This window comes from Enterococcus sp. 5B3_DIV0040 (assembly GCF_002140755.1).
Classification (GTDB): domain Bacteria; phylum Bacillota; class Bacilli; order Lactobacillales; family Enterococcaceae; genus Enterococcus_D; species Enterococcus_D casseliflavus.
Map to the genome: position 1 here is coordinate 904464 of NZ_NGLC01000002.1, position 17238 is coordinate 921701.

At 41.8% G+C, this 17238-nt stretch carries 17 protein-coding genes; 11 read left to right on the plus strand and 6 right to left on the minus strand.

Annotated elements, in window-relative coordinates; genetic code table 11:
* Positions 1 to 127 precede the first annotated feature (127 nt).
* Positions 128 to 871, minus strand: coding sequence for an EAL domain-containing protein (locus A5883_RS16715; RefSeq protein ID WP_010748787.1), 744 nt, complete (start codon positions 869 to 871; stop codon positions 128 to 130).
* Positions 872 to 1005: 134 nt separating this feature from the next.
* Here A5883_RS16715 and A5883_RS16720 point away from each other — a divergent pair, with 134 nt between their 5' ends.
* The 3 genes from A5883_RS16720 (at position 1006) to A5883_RS16730 (ending at position 3497) form a co-directional block, all read left to right on the plus strand.
* Positions 1006 to 2130 (plus strand): GGDEF domain-containing protein, encoded by a 1125-nt coding sequence (locus tag A5883_RS16720; RefSeq protein ID WP_228074223.1) that lies wholly within the window; start codon positions 1006 to 1008, stop codon positions 2128 to 2130.
* A 448-nt stretch (positions 2131 to 2578) separates the two neighbouring features.
* Positions 2579 to 2896, plus strand: coding sequence for a hypothetical protein (locus tag A5883_RS16725; protein ID WP_086339094.1), 318 nt, complete (start codon positions 2579 to 2581; stop codon positions 2894 to 2896).
* 58 nt (positions 2897 to 2954) lie between these two features.
* The gene (locus A5883_RS16730; RefSeq protein WP_086339095.1) at positions 2955 to 3497 is read left to right on the plus strand and encodes a DUF3267 domain-containing protein; all 543 of its coding nucleotides are present in this window, start codon (positions 2955 to 2957) and stop codon (positions 3495 to 3497) included.
* Positions 3498 to 3690: 193 nt separating this feature from the next.
* Here the strand turns inward: A5883_RS16730 and A5883_RS16735 are convergent, their stop codons facing one another.
* Together A5883_RS16735 and A5883_RS16740 are read right to left on the minus strand one after the other, a co-directional pair.
* Complete coding sequence (locus A5883_RS16735) at positions 3691 to 4110, minus strand: DUF2000 domain-containing protein (protein WP_005232083.1); 420 nt, start codon at positions 4108 to 4110, stop codon at positions 3691 to 3693.
* Entirely contained in the window at positions 4103 to 4936 is an 834-nt protein-coding gene (locus tag A5883_RS16740; RefSeq protein WP_086339096.1) for a helix-turn-helix domain-containing protein, read from the minus strand. The genes A5883_RS16735 and A5883_RS16740 overlap by 8 nt, the downstream gene beginning before the upstream one ends.
* A 368-nt stretch (positions 4937 to 5304) precedes the next feature.
* Here A5883_RS16740 and A5883_RS16745 point away from each other — a divergent pair, with 368 nt between their 5' ends.
* On the plus strand, positions 5305 to 5421 hold the full coding sequence (locus A5883_RS16745; protein ID WP_086339097.1) for a putative holin-like toxin: 117 nt from the start codon (positions 5305 to 5307) through the stop codon (positions 5419 to 5421).
* Between the two features lie 532 nt (positions 5422 to 5953).
* Here A5883_RS16745 and A5883_RS16755 read toward each other — a convergent pair.
* Positions 5954 to 7345: an aminotransferase-like domain-containing protein gene (locus A5883_RS16755; RefSeq protein WP_086339099.1), complete on the minus strand. Its 1392-nt coding sequence runs from the start codon at positions 7343 to 7345 to the stop codon at positions 5954 to 5956.
* A gap of 90 nt (positions 7346 to 7435) precedes the next feature.
* On the opposite strand from A5883_RS16755, the gene A5883_RS16760 reads away from it, so the two are divergent.
* The 7 genes from A5883_RS16760 (at position 7436) to A5883_RS16790 (ending at position 15009) form a co-directional block, all read left to right on the plus strand.
* Positions 7436 to 8404, plus strand: coding sequence for an ornithine cyclodeaminase family protein (locus A5883_RS16760; protein WP_086339100.1), 969 nt, complete (start codon positions 7436 to 7438; stop codon positions 8402 to 8404).
* A complete protein-coding gene (locus tag A5883_RS16765) occupies positions 8401 to 9186 on the plus strand; it encodes a PhzF family phenazine biosynthesis protein (protein WP_086339101.1) in 786 nt (261 codons plus the stop codon). Before A5883_RS16760 ends, A5883_RS16765 begins: the two co-directional genes overlap by 4 nt.
* Before the next feature lie 278 nt (positions 9187 to 9464).
* Entirely contained in the window at positions 9465 to 11504 is a 2040-nt protein-coding gene (locus tag A5883_RS16770; protein ID WP_086339102.1) for a BglG family transcription antiterminator, read from the plus strand.
* A complete protein-coding gene (locus tag A5883_RS16775) occupies positions 11501 to 11782 on the plus strand; it encodes a PTS sugar transporter subunit IIB (protein WP_005227537.1) in 282 nt (93 codons plus the stop codon). Before A5883_RS16770 ends, A5883_RS16775 begins: the two co-directional genes overlap by 4 nt.
* 16 nt (positions 11783 to 11798) lie before the next feature.
* Positions 11799 to 13163, plus strand: coding sequence for a PTS ascorbate transporter subunit IIC (locus tag A5883_RS16780; RefSeq protein WP_005232062.1), 1365 nt, complete (start codon positions 11799 to 11801; stop codon positions 13161 to 13163).
* Between the two features lie 22 nt (positions 13164 to 13185).
* The gene (locus tag A5883_RS16785; RefSeq protein ID WP_086339103.1) at positions 13186 to 14043 is read left to right on the plus strand and encodes a transketolase; all 858 of its coding nucleotides are present in this window, start codon (positions 13186 to 13188) and stop codon (positions 14041 to 14043) included.
* A gap of 3 nt (positions 14044 to 14046) precedes the next feature.
* Positions 14047 to 15009, plus strand: coding sequence for a transketolase family protein (locus A5883_RS16790; RefSeq protein WP_086339104.1), 963 nt, complete (start codon positions 14047 to 14049; stop codon positions 15007 to 15009).
* 117 nt (positions 15010 to 15126) lie between these two features.
* Here the strand turns inward: A5883_RS16790 and A5883_RS16795 are convergent, their stop codons facing one another.
* The gene (locus A5883_RS16795; RefSeq protein ID WP_086339105.1) at positions 15127 to 16593 is read right to left on the minus strand and encodes a PH domain-containing protein; all 1467 of its coding nucleotides are present in this window, start codon (positions 16591 to 16593) and stop codon (positions 15127 to 15129) included.
* Positions 16583 to 17074 (minus strand): PH domain-containing protein, encoded by a 492-nt coding sequence (locus A5883_RS16800; RefSeq protein ID WP_086339106.1) that lies wholly within the window; start codon positions 17072 to 17074, stop codon positions 16583 to 16585. The genes A5883_RS16795 and A5883_RS16800 overlap by 11 nt, the downstream gene beginning before the upstream one ends.
* Between the last annotated feature and the right edge of the window lie 164 nt (positions 17075 to 17238).

Consider the following 17238-nt stretch of genomic DNA (forward strand, 5'->3'; position numbering starts at 1 on the left):
CGATGCCGAATCAGCAAAAATTCTGCAAATAAAATTATTTGTGTTATATTTGAAGGGCATCTGTTCGTTTTTTTAATAATCGTTTATTTTTGATCGCGTATAGTGAGAAAAATAAACGATGCGAGGACTATTTTTTTCGCTTTAATTGATCAGCTGGGGCAGGTTTGTCCAAATAAAACCCTTGTTGAAGAAAAATCTCTTCTTCAAGCAGGTACTCATGGATATCCGAGGTTTCGACCCCTTCGACAATAAATTGGATTTTACGATTGCTGGCGATATTTCGCCAGAAGTCGATCAAAAAGAAAATCTCTTTTTGGGACAGGACTCGCAACGAGATAGGCGAAAACTTGATCACATCGATTTTATCCAGCATCGGTGCAATATTTGTCAGTGAATGAATGCCTGTCCCTACATCATCCAATGCGACAGAGAAGCGCATCTTTTTTATTTGGTTGATTTTGTTCATAAGAAAGGACTTGGGATCACAAGCGATAGAAGGTTCTGTATCGTCTTCGGTGATCTCAATCAAAATACGGTCATGGTAGGGAGCTAAATCAGCTAACATCAAAAAGGTTTCTGGGTAGCTGAGTTGTTGCGGGTGGATATTGAGACTGATTTTTGTTTCTTCGTTCGGATGAAGCAAGCTGAAAATTTCATTTCGATACCACTGCAGTAAACGAGTATGTAATTTTTTGTATTTGATCACTTGCTGGAAGAAGGAAAGGGGAAACCTATTTCTTTCGGTACTTCTCAATAATAATTCGTAGCCAATCACTTTCTGACTATCTGCTTTCATTTGAAAGATAGGCTGGGCATCAAAATATAATTGGGGAAATATCGATAAGAGTTCTTGTTCTATTTTCTCAGACATTGGTTTCTGCTCCTTTCTGGGGTCGCTTTATTTTTGGTTTCATGAAGTGCAGGAAAAAAGCTTATTTCGTGCGCTGCATCGTTAAAGAATCGAGCCTTTCAAAATCATGGGCGAACGATTTTAAAGAAAAATCTATGAAAGAAAGAAGGAGTAGTGTGTTTGTCCATCTGATTTATGCTGCGATCTATTCTGTGTTAGTCGTGAGCTTGCTCATTTCGTATGATTTGTTTATCAAGAACTTCAAAGAATTGAATTTACGCCTGTCGTTTAAAATTCTTATTGGTATTGTTTTGTTTATTTCGCAAGTCTACTTTATTATATCATTTTCTTTGAACAGTATCGGTTATGTTGCGTATGAATATACGATTCCAATCTTTATTTATTATTTTGGCATTCTCAAAGAAAAAATCTATCTGGTTGGGTTAGTACCCGTCATTTTGCTGACCTTTTTTGCATTGATCAATAAATTTGAATGGGAAGCCATGCTCTTTATTATCGGATTAAATTATATCATTTTAATCGTTACGGGCTTATTAAAGAAAAGATTTTATGGACAACCAAATCACACAGCATTTTACCTATTTTCGATTTTCGTTACGGTTGTCTCGCCGATGCTCAACGCCTTGCTTTTTTATCGCCGCGAAATTAGCGTTTGGGATGTAGTGTCTTTAGGCATTGGATCTGTGGGGATCGTTTCTTTATGGAAGTATTATTTGCAGAATCAAAAAAATTTCCTGGAAAAAATTAACACAAAAATCATTGAACGCAATTATGATGAGTTGACCAAGGTGAAAAATTTCCGCAGTCTGAACGAGGATATTTCAAAGCTGGCGCTACTTGAGAAGGACCAGCTCGTCGTGGTGATGATGGATTTAGATCATTTTAAGCGCATCAATGATCACCATGGACATCAAATCGGCAATCAAGCCCTATCCTTCTTTTCGGAAAAGCTGATGACGTTTCTCTACCAGAAAAGTCCTTCCCATTTAGTCGAAGTCTATCGATATGGCGGCGAAGAATTTTTAGTCCTATTTAAAGAGAATACTTCTGATGCTGTGAAAAAAATTATTGAAGAATTCCATTTGTTTTTAAGCAATGAACAGTTGAAATTAGAAACCGCCCAACTGACCCTTTACTTTTCGGCAGGGATTTCAGAAGCAGCCTCTGCGTTAGACATTTCAGAAACCTTTTACCAAGCAGATCAAGCATTGTACGAAGCCAAAAGGAAGGGCAGAAACCGCACGATTATTTTTTCTTGAGACGTTTGCTTTTCTAAAGAAGGTTTCGCAGTCTTTTCTCAAGTAGATCAGGTGTTGTAAAAAACCAAAAGGAAAGACAAGGTCGTATGATTTTTTTAGACGAATGCTTTTCAGAAGAAATTTTAATAAAGAGACAAGGTTCGCAGGCTTCTTTGTCCAGCGTCGTAGCTTTTTCAAAAGGAAGAGAGGAAGCAATCTGGTAAGTATAACGGTTTACCGATTATCTTGAGAGGTTAATTGAAGGGAAAAAACAAGTAGAGTGCTTTTTAAGAAGTGGGAAGAAACCACTTCTTTTTTTGCACCAAGCATTGGGCAGTCGCGCTTGGCAGCATCGACTTGGTTTTCTGGCGTGTTTACAGTCTTTAAAAGCAATGGTATATTTATTTGATAAGTAAATAAAATTATTTTGTACCTGTGCGTAACGATTACTGACTAAGGAGACTTCCCCATGAAACCAATTCGGCGAATACTGTACCAAAGTGTTTTGTACGTAGCTATTCCTTTGATCGTGAGTCTACTGATTGGCTACCTAGCCAAATGCTCACTCCTGATTCCTGCCTCCATTATTTATGGCGTTCTTTTAGTGTTTATGATCCCTTCCGACAGCTTTTTATCAAGCAGCGTGGACTACCAAACGAAAAGCATGAATCCAAGTTTTCGTCCTCCGCCATTAAAGAGAAGGTTTGAAAGTGCGCCAGAGATGATCAATTTCCTCTTCGTTTTAACTGCACTGGTTTTGTGTTTGTTGCTCTTATTGGTTGGGTGAAGGGAATTCATAGAAATCATGTACTAAGAAGAATGACAAAAAGAAGAGGAGAACAGCGATGAAATTACTCAAACAAATCAATTTGATGGATGATAAAAAAACAATAAAGAGATTGAATCTCGCGGCGATTCCTAGTTTTATTTTTTTCTATGTGTTCTTTACACTCTTTGTCTTAGGTGGTCATGGGTCAAATGCTGAAACTTCGCTTATTTTCGATCTTTTGATCTTAATGGTTGCATATTTTATTCTCATCATTATTCATGAATTGATCCATGGTGCCTTCTTCAAGCTTTTTGACCCTGAAGGGAAGGTAAAGTTTGGGTTCAAAAATGGCGTAGCATATGCCACGAGTCCCCATTCCTTTTATTCAAAAGGGAAATTTGCCATCATTTTATTGGCGCCATTCCTTGGCATTTCTGTGGGTCTCTTTCTATTTTATTTATTTGGCTGGTTGACGGCATCTCTTTTTACCTTGATTGCTGCCGCACATGCCGCTTCTTGTGTGGGAGACTTTTACTTTCTTTTTCTGATTGTTAAAGCACCAGTGAACAGTTGTGTGGAAGATACTGAAGTGGGGTTGAATATTTATCAAGGAGAGTAGTTTATTTTTCAATTGATCTTGGCAAAATCAAAGAGCAAGAAAATGTCTGCTAGAAAATCTCTTACAAAAAAACAAACACCTCAAAAGTGTTTGTTTTTTTGTAGGACTGTTTATAAAAAACGTATATAGCAAGAAGACTGTTCGGCCGACAAAAAGAAAACTTGTTTTAAACGATCGTTTTCTTATTAGCGCTTTACCGATACAACGGTAAGCTGCCAGCGACTTTATTGATACTCTTTTTCTTGCCTTTTAAACAAAGACCAAAATAAGCCAGTGTTTCTGTGGGAATCGTCTCAAGCGTCTGGCGGTATTGCTCATAAGAATTGGTGGTCTGAGCAACGTCGGAAAAATCAATGATGGTTACTTCTGGATCCGCTTGTTGACTGATCGATTCACGAATGGTCTGCAACTGTTCCTTGTTCGTTTTTAAGATAGGAATGGGGAAGTTGACAATGCCAAGGTGTTTTCTGCCCGTCGAATCGTAAATATCTTCTCCGATTCCTTCGGGAAACAATTTGCCTAAGGTTGCGCCTAAAATTGCTGCAGTATTTGCAACTAAGCCAATCGGTAATTGTTCATCGATAATCATGACACATTTTTCTTGGTTATTCATACGTTCTCACTCCATCTTCTTGGTAAATTGTTTGGTAAGCTTTCGGGGTGACCCCAATCAAGCTTTTAAAGATACGGGTAAAATGACTTTGGTCACTAAAACCTGTCAGAAAAGCGACTTCTGCAATTGCTTCTTGTGATTCTAGTCTTTTCTTGGCAGCACTGATGCGCACCGTACTTAAATATTGAAACGGCGACAGCCCATACGCTTTGGTAAACTGCCGAATCAAGACGTACTGATTCATTCCAAGAACGTCACTTAATTCACTCAAGGACAATTTTTCGGCATAATGTTGATCGATATAGGCTTTTGCCGTTGCGGCTTTATTTGACACCGGGTCCGTTTGTTCGTGGGTGAAATCCGCATACTGAACAAGCAGGTCGTGAAGCAGACAAGTAAAGCGTTCTTGCTTTTCAAACTCATCACCGTGATCCGACAGCAACAGCTGGTGCACTGCATGAAATTCCTCTTTTTCTTTCACTTGGCGAATGACCGGTTCAGGAAAGTGGGGCGTCAATTGAGTGTTAAAAATTTTTTGTACTTGTACCGCTATGTTCTCCGGGGTTAAGTGGATATTGCGGTAAACCAGCTTTTCCTCCGTGAGTTGCTGGCAGCGGTGGGCAGCCTTTGGCGGAATCAAAATCAAGTCGCCTGCTTCAACGATATAGCAGGTGTTTTGACAGGTGAATTGACGCGTCCCGGCTTCCATCAAGCCAATCACATAATATTCGTGCCAATGGTTAGGAAACTCCTGCTGGATGCCGTTAAATAATAAAGCTTCTACACCAAGGGTGCTATCTTGAATGATTTTTCGTTCATTTCTCATCTGCATTCTCCTTTTTGTTACTATAACAAAAGTGGTTTTTGGTGAATAGAATGATATTGACTTTTGACTATTTTTCTTGATGGAAGTCACTTGATTGGGACTGAGAAAAGGGGCTGGAGAAGGTCGGAAAAGAGCGGATCAGACTTGAAGAGAGAACAGCGGGTTATTTTGACGATTCTATGGAATGAATCACAGCAGATGGACCATGCGCCGTGAAAAAAATAATGATAAATCCTTGGCATTTGAAAGTTTTATTGATGGAAGTATGGTACCATTTGACTGCAGTAAAGTTTGTGACGGTGGCTATCTTTGAAAGGTGGTGGTGCTTATGAATGTAAGTACTAACTCTTCAGAAAGGAGAAGCCTTTTTGTCCACAGCGGAAGCAATCGGGCTAATGATCAGTTTTGGTACATTTACCGCCATGCTGATCTTTGGTATCCTAGCCGCAGTGAAAAATGACAAAAAAAATAACCGTCAACTTTAACAGGGAAACGGTTATCTTTTAAGTTAAAAAACCTGTCGCCGTCTTAAATGGCGCTGCAGAGGGGTTGTGGCAACAACTCCTCTTTACATAGTTAGTATAGCAAGAAGAGAGTGATTTTTCAACTTTTAACAAGGATATTCTCAAACAAAATCGATAAGCGACATAGGCAAAACCTTATTCTCAATTGAAATAAGGTATTCGATGTAGTCATATTGGAAAAGTGTTCGAACATCTAAAAACGAATGCAATGTTTAAGGAAAAGGGAAGCATTATTATCGAAACTAGCGGCTAATAAGTTCCAGATAAATTCTGGTACATTTATTGCCATGCTGCTCTTTCGTATCCTAGCCACAGTGAAAAATGACAAAAAAATAACCGTCGACTTTAGCAGGGAAACGGTTATTTTTTTACTAATAAAACCTGTCGCCTTCTTAAAAGGTGCGAAAGAGGAGTTGTTGACGCAACTCCTTTTTATATGGAGCGTGTAAAAAAATTGCAAATCTGTTCAACGGATTGCTGATTTTTTAGACAGCTACTGATAGGTCTTTAAGGAGTCCTTTACAATACGCAATCCTTTTTCTAATACCTCTAAATGATTCGATGACAGGGACAATCGAATAAATGGGTCCATTTGCTTTTGGGTCGTAAAACGATTGGAATGATAGATGCGCACGCCTTTTGCCAAATAGTCTTGTTCAATATCGAATTGAGCAACATCTGAGCGAATCGGTAAATGACGATAATAGGGATAGACTGCTGGTTTTGATTGACAGTCAAAGATCACGTCAAAAAGTGCATTCGCTTGTTTCGTAAGAGCAAATTTTTGATGAAGAATGGTTTGCGCCACTTCACTGTTCAAAACCTCGGTAACGATCTCTGCCTCCAAAGGTGAGGTTTTTACATTGATCGTGAAAATGGCCTGTTCGATTTTCCCTCGGACCGCTTCTGGAAAAACAAGATAAGCGATCCGCAGTCCCGAACAGATAAATTTGGTCATTCCAGCAAGATAAATGACTTGTTGAGGGAGCAGCGCTTGAAAGGGAGCGATCACTTTATTTTGTTGATACGTCGTTAAAAAAGAATGAATATCATCTTCGATCACCCACAATGATTCTTCTACGATAATTGTTGCAAGCGCTTTTCGTCTGAATTCGGTGATTTGAAAACCAATCGGATTGTTGCAAGAAGGCATCACGAAGAGTCCGTGTATTTTTTTCTTGCGGCATTCTTGTGCAAGTACTTCCGGACGCATTCCTTCCTGATCGTAATCAATAGGAACAATTTCTAAATGGAAGAGGTGTGCCAATTCAATAAAATTTGAGTACGTGTAACGATCAACTGCGATCCGATCTCCTGGAGAAAATAAAGCTGCCAAGGCAATCGCTAAGCCGTTTTGTACACCAGAAACAATCGCAGTCGTGTCTTTGTCTGCTTTGACCCCTTGCGTCCTTAACCAGTTGCTGGCGGTCGTCAATTGATAATCGGATCCTTGAGGTTCTCGATAATTCATGATCCCAACAATATTTGAATGATTGACGACTTTTTGAATCGTGGGCAGTATCAAGGAATTGCATTCTTCAAAGGAACTGACGAGTCCCAGATCAATGATGTGCGTTGCCACATTGCTGGTAGAAATAGAGATCGAGTCGAATGCATTGGCAGAAACATACGTGCCACTGCCAATCTGGCTATAGAGAATTCCTTTCTCGACACCATATCTATAGGCTTGACCAATCGTAGTGAAATTAAGATCTAAGAAATCTGCTAACTCTCTTTGAGAGGGTAAGCGGGTATTTTTGGCGAGCTTGCCAGAGAGGATATCTTCTTCTAAGCGCTTGATCAAGGAACGATAAAATGGACGGGTAAGCTGCGTTTTGTCTGGGCGCCAACTAAGGGCATAATCTTCATAAGAATTGATGGGCATAAGAACACCTCCTAAATTGTATTCCATACAATTATATCATTGATTGTATGAATCGCTGAGAGTAGGATAATGAAAAAAGGAGGAATTTTTATGGAGATTATAACAGAAGAAGAGATTTTACGTGAACTGACATTTCCTGAAGCCATTTCGGCTATGAAAAACTGCTTTCGTGATTTTGAGCAGCAAGCTGTTTCTCAATGGCAAAGAGCGGTATTGCCATTGCCAGACCAAAAGCAAGGAAATCTCTTTGCTTTAATGCCCGCTTACTTAGGTCCGAACCGAGTGTATGGCGCAAAAATCATGTCCTTTTTCCCAGAGAACGGAACGTTACAGCTGCCGACTCATTTAGGACAAATTCTTTTGCTTGATAGTCAGAATGGGGCGCCACTCACGTTAATGGATGCGAATAGTATTACTTGGATTCGCACGGCAGCAGTATCAGCAGTAGCGACGAATTATTTAGCAAAGAAAGAAGCGACCAAATTGTCACTAATTGGTGCGGGACATCAAGCTTCCTCCCATCTACAAGCGATGCTGGCTATTCGTCCGATCCACACTGTATTTGTTTATGATCTAGATAAAAGAAAACTAGCGAACTTTGTTGAATCAGTCAAGAAAACTTATCCGCAGCTGCAGGTTATTGTCTGTAAACATCTGATGGAAGCGACACGTGAGACCGATATTATTTGTACCTTAACACCTAGCAAGCAGGCGTTTTTGGATAAAGATATGGTTTCACCTGGCACTCATATCAATACGATCGGAACCTTTACCCCAGAAACACGGGAACTCACCAGTGATTTAGTGGCTTCGGCTAGTGTAAATGTGGATGACTATCAAGCAGCGCTGCAAGAAAGCGGCGATCTTCTGATTCCAATCGCAGAACAATCCTTTCATCCTGCTGCTATCAAAGGGTCGTTAGGGGAATTGGTTACTCATAAATGTCACGGACGAGAGACAAAACAAGAATGCACGGTTTTTGATGCGGTGGGACTCGCAGTAGAAGATCTCTATTGCGCAGAGTACGTATACAACAAACGAAAAGGAGTAGGAAAATGAACTTAGCGTATTACGTAGTAGATGCTTTTGCCACAAAGGTTTTTGAAGGAAATCCAGCGGCCGTTTTTATTTTGCCAGAATGGCTACCAGAAGATTTGATGCAAAAAATCGCGATCGAAAACAATTTATCGGAAACGGCCTTCGCCGTAAAAGAAGCAGATTCTTATAGCCTTCGCTGGTTTACACCGGATCGTGAAATTGATCTTTGCGGACATGCGACGTTGGCAACAGCGTTTGTGCTGTTTCATTATTATGAACCTCAACGAACTTCTATCGTTTTCCAAACAAAATATAGCGGACAGCTGCGGGTGACGAAGGAAGGGGAGATTTTATCACTGGATTTTCCAGCGATTCGCCCAGAAAAAACGGCGATATTGCCTGTATATGAAGAAGCGATCGGTGCCAAAATCAACGAGGCTTACTTGGCAAGAGATCTTTTCTTTGTATTGGATAATGAAACCCAGATTCAACAGTTAACACCTAATTTTTCTTTCATAAAAACCTTTGAGCAAGGGGTCGGCGTGATCGTGACAGCTCCTGGGGAAACGGTCGATTTTGTTTCTCGAACCTTCTTTCCTAAGTTGACGATTGATGAAGATCCTGTTTGCGGATCGGCTCATTCGAACCTGATCCCCTATTGGAGCAGCCGATTAAACAAGACCCAAATGACCGCACAGCAACTCTCTGCACGAGGAGGATTTCTTGAGTGTACCTTAGCAGATGAACGGGTGATCATTGGCGGAAAAGGTGTGCTTTATGCGAAAGGAACCTGTTTCTTATAAGCAATCTAGATTTCATTTTCCTAGAGTTTAGTCCACTTTTGCCATCTGTTTCTATTACTTATCACTTTTGAAAGGCGAATCATCAAGTTGATTCGCCTTTTTTGCGTTAAAAAACAAATAATGGTCTTCGCATATCCTCTTTTTATGTAAAAATGTTATGGTAATCCTTGAAATCTCCTCTTCGGTCCATCGTTTAAAAAAAACGGAGCTTCAGTTGTGCCGAGAAATGATGGCGATTTCATTTTGTGCAAGCTATAGTTTAGGTGGGGGTAGCAAATATGATTCATTTCAAATTGACGTATCTGTTTTCAGAACCAAATATTGAGGCGTTTCTTCAGTTGACGAAGTGGAGGGATGAGGAATTTCTGGCGGAGATTGCCAAGATCAATCAAATCACTGAACAGCGGTTGAATCAACGAATCACGATGCATGAGGGAGAAGTTTTGATTCCTTCGCTGATTCAACGAAAATGGCCGGAAATTCTTTTCGATGTCCAGAAGAATACGTTGTTTTTTTCGGAAGAAGAGCGGCGGTCCATGATTTATCTTCTGACTTTTTCAGCAGTGAAAGATTTATCCGTCTATCAGTTTCAAGAGCTGTTCTATGTCAGTAAAAATACGATTTTGAAGGATGTAAAGGGGATCAGAGAGGAACTTGCAGCTTTCAAGATTCAACTATTGTACTCTCGAAAATATGGCTTTTATCTAGAGGGAGAGGAATATCAGATTCGCGCTCTTGCCTTTCGAAAGGTCAGCACGTTATCCAATACGAAAAACGGGAACTTGCTCTTATTTGAGGGAATCTATGAGCAGGATAAAACGATCTATGTTCAAATCAGAGATCGTTTGTCCGCAACACTGACTGATTTCAATCTGGTGATCGTTCCGAGTCGCTTCGAAGAAATGCTTTATTTTCTTAATTATCTATCCTTTCGGATGGCAGAAACGGCTGTTTCTTTAGCGGAGACAGAAATACCGCTGCTCCAGTCGCTGCATGTCCATCAAGTCAGTCAGCAGTTTTTAGCAGAATTTCCTGACATCAAAGATCGGAAAACAGAAGAACTTTATGTAACGATCCTGTTGAAAACGATTCTGCAAGGAGATATCGAAGATACTTCATTAGAGTTTTTATTGGAATGTGCCAGTAAGATCATTCATGAAATGGAACGGCTGGCAGCTATCGAGTTTGTGGACTATCGCACCCTTTTGATGAACACATTCTATCATCTTGTCCCAGCGTATTTTCGAATCCGCTACGGTTTTCCACTGGAGAATGTACTGATTGAAGAAATCAAGCTGCAATACAATGAGTTGTTTGAACTGACGAGACGAGCACTGGGTTCTTTAGAAGACTTAGTCGGCACGATCCCTGATGAAGAAATCGGTTATTTTACGATTTTGTTTGGTGGAGAAATCAGTAAACAAAAGGCCAAACGTGATTACTTCCAACTGAATGCATTAGTCGTTTGTCCCAGTGGCATCAGTTCATCCTTGATTTTGGAATCAGAATTAAAGGAACTGTTTCCCCAGATCCATTTTTTGCCGGCTCGTTCGATCGAAGAGTATGAAAATGTTCGGTTTAATGAAGAGATTGATCTGATTTTTTCCAGTGCGCCGATCAAAACCAAACGACCCTGTTATGTGATCAATCCGATTATGACACCCATTGAGAAGGATGAACTGGTTAAAAACGTACAAGCGGCATTTTTCCCTTCAAAAACTGGATTGCATTCCATTGACGATGTGTTAGAAGTGATTTTGCCCTATGTTGATTTAAAAGCAGGAATCAGTAAGCAAAAGCTGAGAAAAATTTTGCAAAGAAAAATCAATCGAGAATTGAATAGAAGGGAAGACCAACGTCCGATGTTATCAGATTTATTAACAGCAGAAACCATCAAATTTACCGAGGTGCCGCTGACTTGGCAAGAAGCCATTCGAGAAGCTGCTGCGCCATTAAAAAAGACCAATAAAATTGAGGAGCAGTATATTACCGCCATGATTAATAAAGTGGTGGATCACGGTCCCTTTATCCATATTGGAAAAGGCATCGCTTTGCCTCATGCACGTCCAGAAGATGGGGTCAATGCCATCGGGATGTCGTTATTAAAAGTCAAAGAACCCGTGCTTTTGAATGATGATCCGCAACACCCCATTCACGTGTTTATATGTTTGGCGGCGGTTGACAATGAACTCCATCTAAAAGCGTTAGCGAGTTTAACTAAAATTTTGTCGAATAATGAAAAACTAACTGCGTTACTTTCCGCAACCAATGCGGATCAAATAATTGAAGTGATTAGAGAAGGAGAAGATGAAAAATGAAATTTGCAGCAGTGTGTGGGTCAGGATTAGGATCAAGTTTTATGGTGGAGATGAATATCAATTCTGTTTTAAATGAACTGGGTGTCTCAGGCGTGGAAGTGTCCCATTATGATTTAGGAAGTGCTGCACCCGATATGGCGGATGTTTTCTTCGTTGGCGGCGATTTAGCCGATAGTGCGCAGCATCTAGGTGAGATCGTAGTTTTAGACAGTATTATCGATCTCGATGAATTGAAGCAAAAGGTTCAAGCCGTTTGTCAGGAAAAAGGATTACTATAAAAAGGAGTAGACAGTCATGAACGAATTTTTAGATATTCTTGTTGATATCGCGAGTACCCCAGCGATCTTAGTTGCGCTGATCGCCGTTTTGGGGAATGTGCTGCAGAAAAAAGACATTGCCACGATCGTCAAAGGGGGCATCAAAACCTTTGTTGGGTTTCTCGTGGTCACTGCCGGGGCTGGGGTGATCGAAAGCTCTCTGGCGCCATTTGGGGAGATGTTCCAAGCAGCCTTTAACATGCAAGGGGTCGTACCAAATAACGAAGCGATCGTTGCGCTAGCGTTGACGACTTACGGCACCTATACCGCACTTATTATGTTAGCCGGAATGGCCTTCAATATTTTGATTGCCCGTATCACTCGCTTTAAATACATTTATTTGACTGGGCATGCCACGTTGTATATGGCTTGCATGATTGCGGTGATTTTGAGCGTTACTGGAATGAATACTTTTAATCTAGTTTTATTTGGGGGCTTAGCGTTAGGGATCTGTAACACGATTTTCCCAGCGATCGCACAGCCGTTTACCCGAGAAATTACTAAAAATGATTCCGTCGCATTGGGGCATACGGGAAACTTCGGCTATGCATTGAGCGGGTTGATTGGGAAATACGTCGGCAATAAGGAAAAATCTACCGAAGACATCAATTTTCCGAAAGGCCTGTCTTTCTTGCGGGATTCTACTGTTAGTATCACGATTACGATGGCGGTTGTATACGTGATCGTAGCAATTTTTGCTGGGAGTGAATTTATTACGGAAAATCTAAGCAATGGCACGAACTCGATCATTTATTCGTTGCAGCAAGCAGGTTCGTTTGCCGCTGGTGTCTTTGTGATTTTAGCTGGTGTCCGTCTGATTTTGGCAGAAATCGTACCAGCCTTTAAAGGGATTTCTGAAAAGCTTGTTCCTAATGCGATTCCTGCATTGGATTGTCCAATCGTCTTTCCTTATGCGCCAAATGCTGTTCTGATTGGTTTTCTAACCAGTTTTGTCGGAGGGATCGTTAGTTTGATCATCATGGTCTTCACAGGAACAACCGTTATTATTCCAGGTGTCGTGCCCCATTTCTTCTGCGGCGCAACAGCAGGTGTTTACGGCAATGCAACGGGTGGTGTGCGAGGCGCCGTCATTGGTTCCTTTATTCATGGGATCATTATCAGCTTCATGCCGATCTTGTTGATGCCAGTCATGGGGGATCTTGGGTTCCAAGGATCAACTTTCTCTGATACCGACTATGGGGTTGCAGGGATCTTCCTAGGAAACTTAGCCAATATGGGCGGTCAAATCGCCATCTTCTCAGGGATAATTGCGGTAGTCGCGGTCTTGATCGGATTGACGATTTTCAAGAAAAACAGTCGGGCAAAATCTGTTTCTGAATAAATAGAGGATGGAGGGATAAATAGTGGCAATCAGTGAACAAAAATACCACGAGCTTGAAGAATTAGCGGCAAAGATTCGTTTAGATACCCTTTGCAGCATCAAGAAAATGGGACAAGGCCATCTGGGCGGCTCCTTTTCAATTGTTGAATTATTGGCCGTTTTGTACGGCAAACAGCTGCGAATCAATCCACAAGATCCACAGTGGGCGGATCGTGACCGACTCGTCTTGTCAAAAGGGCATGCTGGCGCCGCCCTGTATAGTGCATTAGCAAATACGGGCTATTTTGATCGGTCGTGGTTATGGACGATCAATGAGGGCGGCACGAGACTGCCTTCCCATCCGGATCGCTGGAAAACGCCAGGGGTTGATGCCACCACAGGTTCACTGGGGCAGGGAACTTCCATGGCTGCTGGGATCGCGACAGGCCTGCGCTTGGCAGGCAAGGAAAATTTTGTTTATTTGATCGTTGGAGATGGCGAACTAAATGAAGGACAGTGCTGGGAAGCCTTCCAATACATTGCCCACTTTAAACTGAATCACTGTATCGTCATTATTGATGACAACAAAAAACAGCTAGATGGGCCAACCAAAGACATTCTTGATCCCTTTGACATCCAGCAGAAGATGACTGCTTTTGGCTTTTATACAGAAAAAGTTCCAGGGGCAGACATGCAAGCCATTGATGAGGCAATCGAGCGCTGCAAAGCAATCGAAGACCAAGCGGTTTGCATTGTCTTGGACAGCGTGAAAGGACAAGGCGTTCCTTTCTTTGAAGAACTAGATGCCAATCACTCCGTGAAGTTTACCACGGATGAGATCAATCAAGCGGCAGAAGCGGCAATCAAAGAATTGACGATAAAAATCGAAGGAGGACGCTAAGGCATGTTTACATTAAGCAAAACCACTGCTGCTGGTAAAGAGCTGCGAACTTGTGTCGTTGACACATTGGTGGAACTCATGGATGAAAATAACCAGCTAGTTGCGTTAGATGCCGACCTTGGTTCTGCCAGCGGCTGGACCACGATTGCCAACAAACATCCCCAACGCTTTATCAACATGGGGATCGCGGAAGCCAATATGGTTGGTGTCGCGGCTGGCTTGAGTTTAACTGGTTATACACCTTTTATCCACACCTTTGGGCCATTTGCAACGCGTCGGGTATTCGATCAGCTGTTTATTTCTGGCGGCTATGGCGGCAATACGATCAATATTTACGGTTCTGATCCAGGGTTTGCAGTCGGGCACAACGGCGGCACCCATACGACATGGGAAGATGTGGCTTTGATGCGAATGATTCCCCAATCGATCGTCTGCGATGCAGCGGATGAAGTCCAAATGGCGTGGATCATAAAAACCTTTAGCCAATTATCAGGCATTCATTACGTACGAGGCAATCGGAAAGCGGTTCCGACGATTTATGAAAAAGGCTCGACCTTTGAACTAGGAAAAGGCAATATTTTAAGACCAGGCGATGAACTGTTGTTGATTGCTAGCGGACAATTGGTATCTGAAACACTGCAAGTGGCAGAAGAATTAGCAGAAAAAGGAATTAGCTGCGAAGTGATCGACATGTTTACCATCAAACCAATCGATAAAGAATTGATCCTCCGCGAAGTTCAGGGGAAACGGCAAGTCATCACCATCGAAAATCATTCTCTTACCGGTGGACTAGGAAGTGCCGTCGCCGAAGTGCTTGCTGAAACAGGCAGTGCTGTCCCCTTAAAACGTATTGGTGTCAACGAACGATTCGGTCAAGTCGGCACACCCGATTTCCTGCAAAAAGAATATGGCTTAGATGCTGCTTCAATAAAGCAGCAAATAGTCGAAGGGAAGGTTAAGGGATAGAAAAAGGAAGCATCAACGAATCAATGGTTGATGCTTCCTTTTCATTCCTTTCAGATCTTGTAAAAAAAGCGTCAAACAGCGCGTCAGTCCTACTGTTTGACGTTTTTTTTGTGTGAACTAAGACAAAAACCAGCGCCGTAAGTTTTCTGCTTCGGTTAATGGAAAGTAGAAAAGCTTACTTTCGGTGAGAGTATCTTCGGTTTTGATGGTTAGCTGTGACTTGCCAAGCCCTTTTTTGTGCTGCCAATACGTGGTGGTGACAGTGAAATCTTGGATTTTATTTTTCTTCAGATAAGCGGTCACCTTCGTAAGACCGCGAATCGTTTGGCACAACAATACGTGGTTATCTAAAAATTGATACCCTTGTATTTTGCCTCGCCAGATGCTTGATAACACGAAGGAGCCAAAGAACACGAAGAAAATCAGCGCTAACCACCAGAAAAAGAAGGCGGAGATTCCTACAGCAAGCAGTCCGATCAGCAGCGGCCAACGGCAGAAGTACCAAAAGTTGGGTCGTGGATTTTTCACTAGAGCAGTTTGTTGAAACGACCATTCGGGCAAAAAGCGGGTCAATGTTTCGGTCAGCTGCGCCTCTTTCAAAATGGGGAACAGATAGACCGTATCATCGCTTTCTGACGAACTGCCAGCAGCCAGCAGTAATTTGACGGAGCTTAGATGAAAGATTCTTCGATAAAGGTTTTGTTCGACACTCAGCCCTTGGATCCTAGCGAGGGGAATCGTTTGGTGTCGTTTAGAAAACAAGCCCTGCGTGATCAGCAGCTGTTGTTGGTTCGTTTCCACCGTAAAGCCATAATAACGGAAAAGATTCCTGGCGATCGCAAGGAAGAAAAACAAAATCAGCAGCCCGAGTAAAAGTGCAGCACCTAATAAAAGGCCAAGTTGTTGCAATTCCGATGCATAGGCAAAGAGATTGGGAATGTTGTCGATCACGTTGTAGCCGATGACTAGAACCAAGGTGAAAACAGAAAAATCAGTGAGAGAAAACAAGAAAATCTCCTTGAATTTCAAAGTGAATGTTTCTAGCGGCGGCTTGGCTGACTTCTCAGCTGAAAACGCAGCGTAATCGTCGGTTGGTTCTTCTCTACTAGTTGTTTGGGCAGTCGGCTGTTGTGGTGTCGCAGCCGCCTTTTTTGACGCTTCGATGGAGGCAATGAGAGCCAGCGGCAATGCAGGGAAAAGAATTTCGGCTTCACCACTCGAACTTGCGGCGCTTTCCAATTTCACTTCAGCTAGTTTAAACGGACGTAAATAAAAGTAATGATTCTCTTGAATCGTTTGGATGCGTTCAAATGGCAAAATCGTTTGTTTTTGGATAAAGAGTCCTTTGTTGACTAGTACACTCGTTTGATCGATTTGAAAGGTAAAGCGGGCGTAAGACAGTACCGCAAAAATCAGACACACCAGTAAAAATAGCAGAATGCCGCCCAGAATCATCGGAAAAGAAGGGGCGTCGTTGAATAATTTGAATACAAGCAGAAATGCTAGTACCAGAAAATTTTTGCAATTTTTGAACCAATAAAGACCGATACACAGCAACGGCAGTCGTTGTTTTTCATAGATCATCTTTGACCACCTCGACTAAATTCATGATGGTTTCTCGCAAGCGTTCGGCTTGCGCCACTGGCAAGCCTTCAATGGTGTGGTTGGTCGCAGCCGTATGGATCTGTAAGGAGACTAAAGCGTATTTTCGCAAAAAGATCCCTTGGTCTGTTTCGATGTGCTGGATTCGGCGGATCGGAATATACGTGGTGCTGCGAAATAGATAGCCACGTTGAATAGCGATATCCTTTTCTTGGATCTCGTAGCGATGGAATTTGTAACGATAGCTCATCAGCACAAAAGAAAGCAGATGACTGATCAAAGTCAGCGCCAATAAGCTTGACCAAAGGGCGAACACCCAGAAATGCAGCCAGTTTTGCATGGATAAAAACCAAAAAGAAGCAGCGAAAATCAGGCTGAAAATGATCAGTGAAGTAATTGTCCGCAACCGCCAAACACGGATGATGGTTTGCGGCATTTGTTCATTTAATAAGGGATAATTCAAGGGAAACGTCCTTTCTACATAGAAATAACTGGTTTACCCACAAATATAGTGGAGATAGAAGAAAAAAACAAGCTTAGAAATTAAAAATAGTTAATTGTGATTTAAATAGTGTGGCTCTATCGAACAAAAAGAAAAAGCCGCTTTTAGCTAACCAATGAGTATGG

Coding starts and splice junctions, on each gene's coding strand:
- A5883_RS16720 (WP_228074223.1), top strand. CDS start 1,006: ATGAAAGAAAGAAGGAGTAGTGTGTTTGTCCATCTGATTTATGCTGCG.
- A5883_RS16770 (WP_086339102.1), top strand. CDS start 9,465: ATGATTCATTTCAAATTGACGTATCTGTTTTCAGAACCAAATATTGAG.
- A5883_RS16725 (WP_086339094.1), top strand. CDS start 2,579: ATGAAACCAATTCGGCGAATACTGTACCAAAGTGTTTTGTACGTAGCT.
- A5883_RS16795 (WP_086339105.1), bottom strand. CDS start 16,593: ATGATCTATGAAAAACAACGACTGCCGTTGCTGTGTATCGGTCTTTAT.
- A5883_RS16760 (WP_086339100.1), top strand. CDS start 7,436: ATGGAGATTATAACAGAAGAAGAGATTTTACGTGAACTGACATTTCCT.
- A5883_RS16765 (WP_086339101.1), top strand. CDS start 8,401: ATGAACTTAGCGTATTACGTAGTAGATGCTTTTGCCACAAAGGTTTTT.
- A5883_RS16775 (WP_005227537.1), top strand. CDS start 11,501: ATGAAATTTGCAGCAGTGTGTGGGTCAGGATTAGGATCAAGTTTTATG.
- A5883_RS16740 (WP_086339096.1), bottom strand. CDS start 4,936: ATGAGAAATGAACGAAAAATCATTCAAGATAGCACCCTTGGTGTAGAA.
- A5883_RS16730 (WP_086339095.1), top strand. CDS start 2,955: ATGAAATTACTCAAACAAATCAATTTGATGGATGATAAAAAAACAATA.
- A5883_RS16755 (WP_086339099.1), bottom strand. CDS start 7,345: ATGCCCATCAATTCTTATGAAGATTATGCCCTTAGTTGGCGCCCAGAC.
- A5883_RS16735 (WP_005232083.1), bottom strand. CDS start 4,110: ATGAATAACCAAGAAAAATGTGTCATGATTATCGATGAACAATTACCG.
- A5883_RS16790 (WP_086339104.1), top strand. CDS start 14,047: ATGTTTACATTAAGCAAAACCACTGCTGCTGGTAAAGAGCTGCGAACT.
- A5883_RS16780 (WP_005232062.1), top strand. CDS start 11,799: ATGAACGAATTTTTAGATATTCTTGTTGATATCGCGAGTACCCCAGCG.
- A5883_RS16715 (WP_010748787.1), bottom strand. CDS start 871: ATGTCTGAGAAAATAGAACAAGAACTCTTATCGATATTTCCCCAATTA.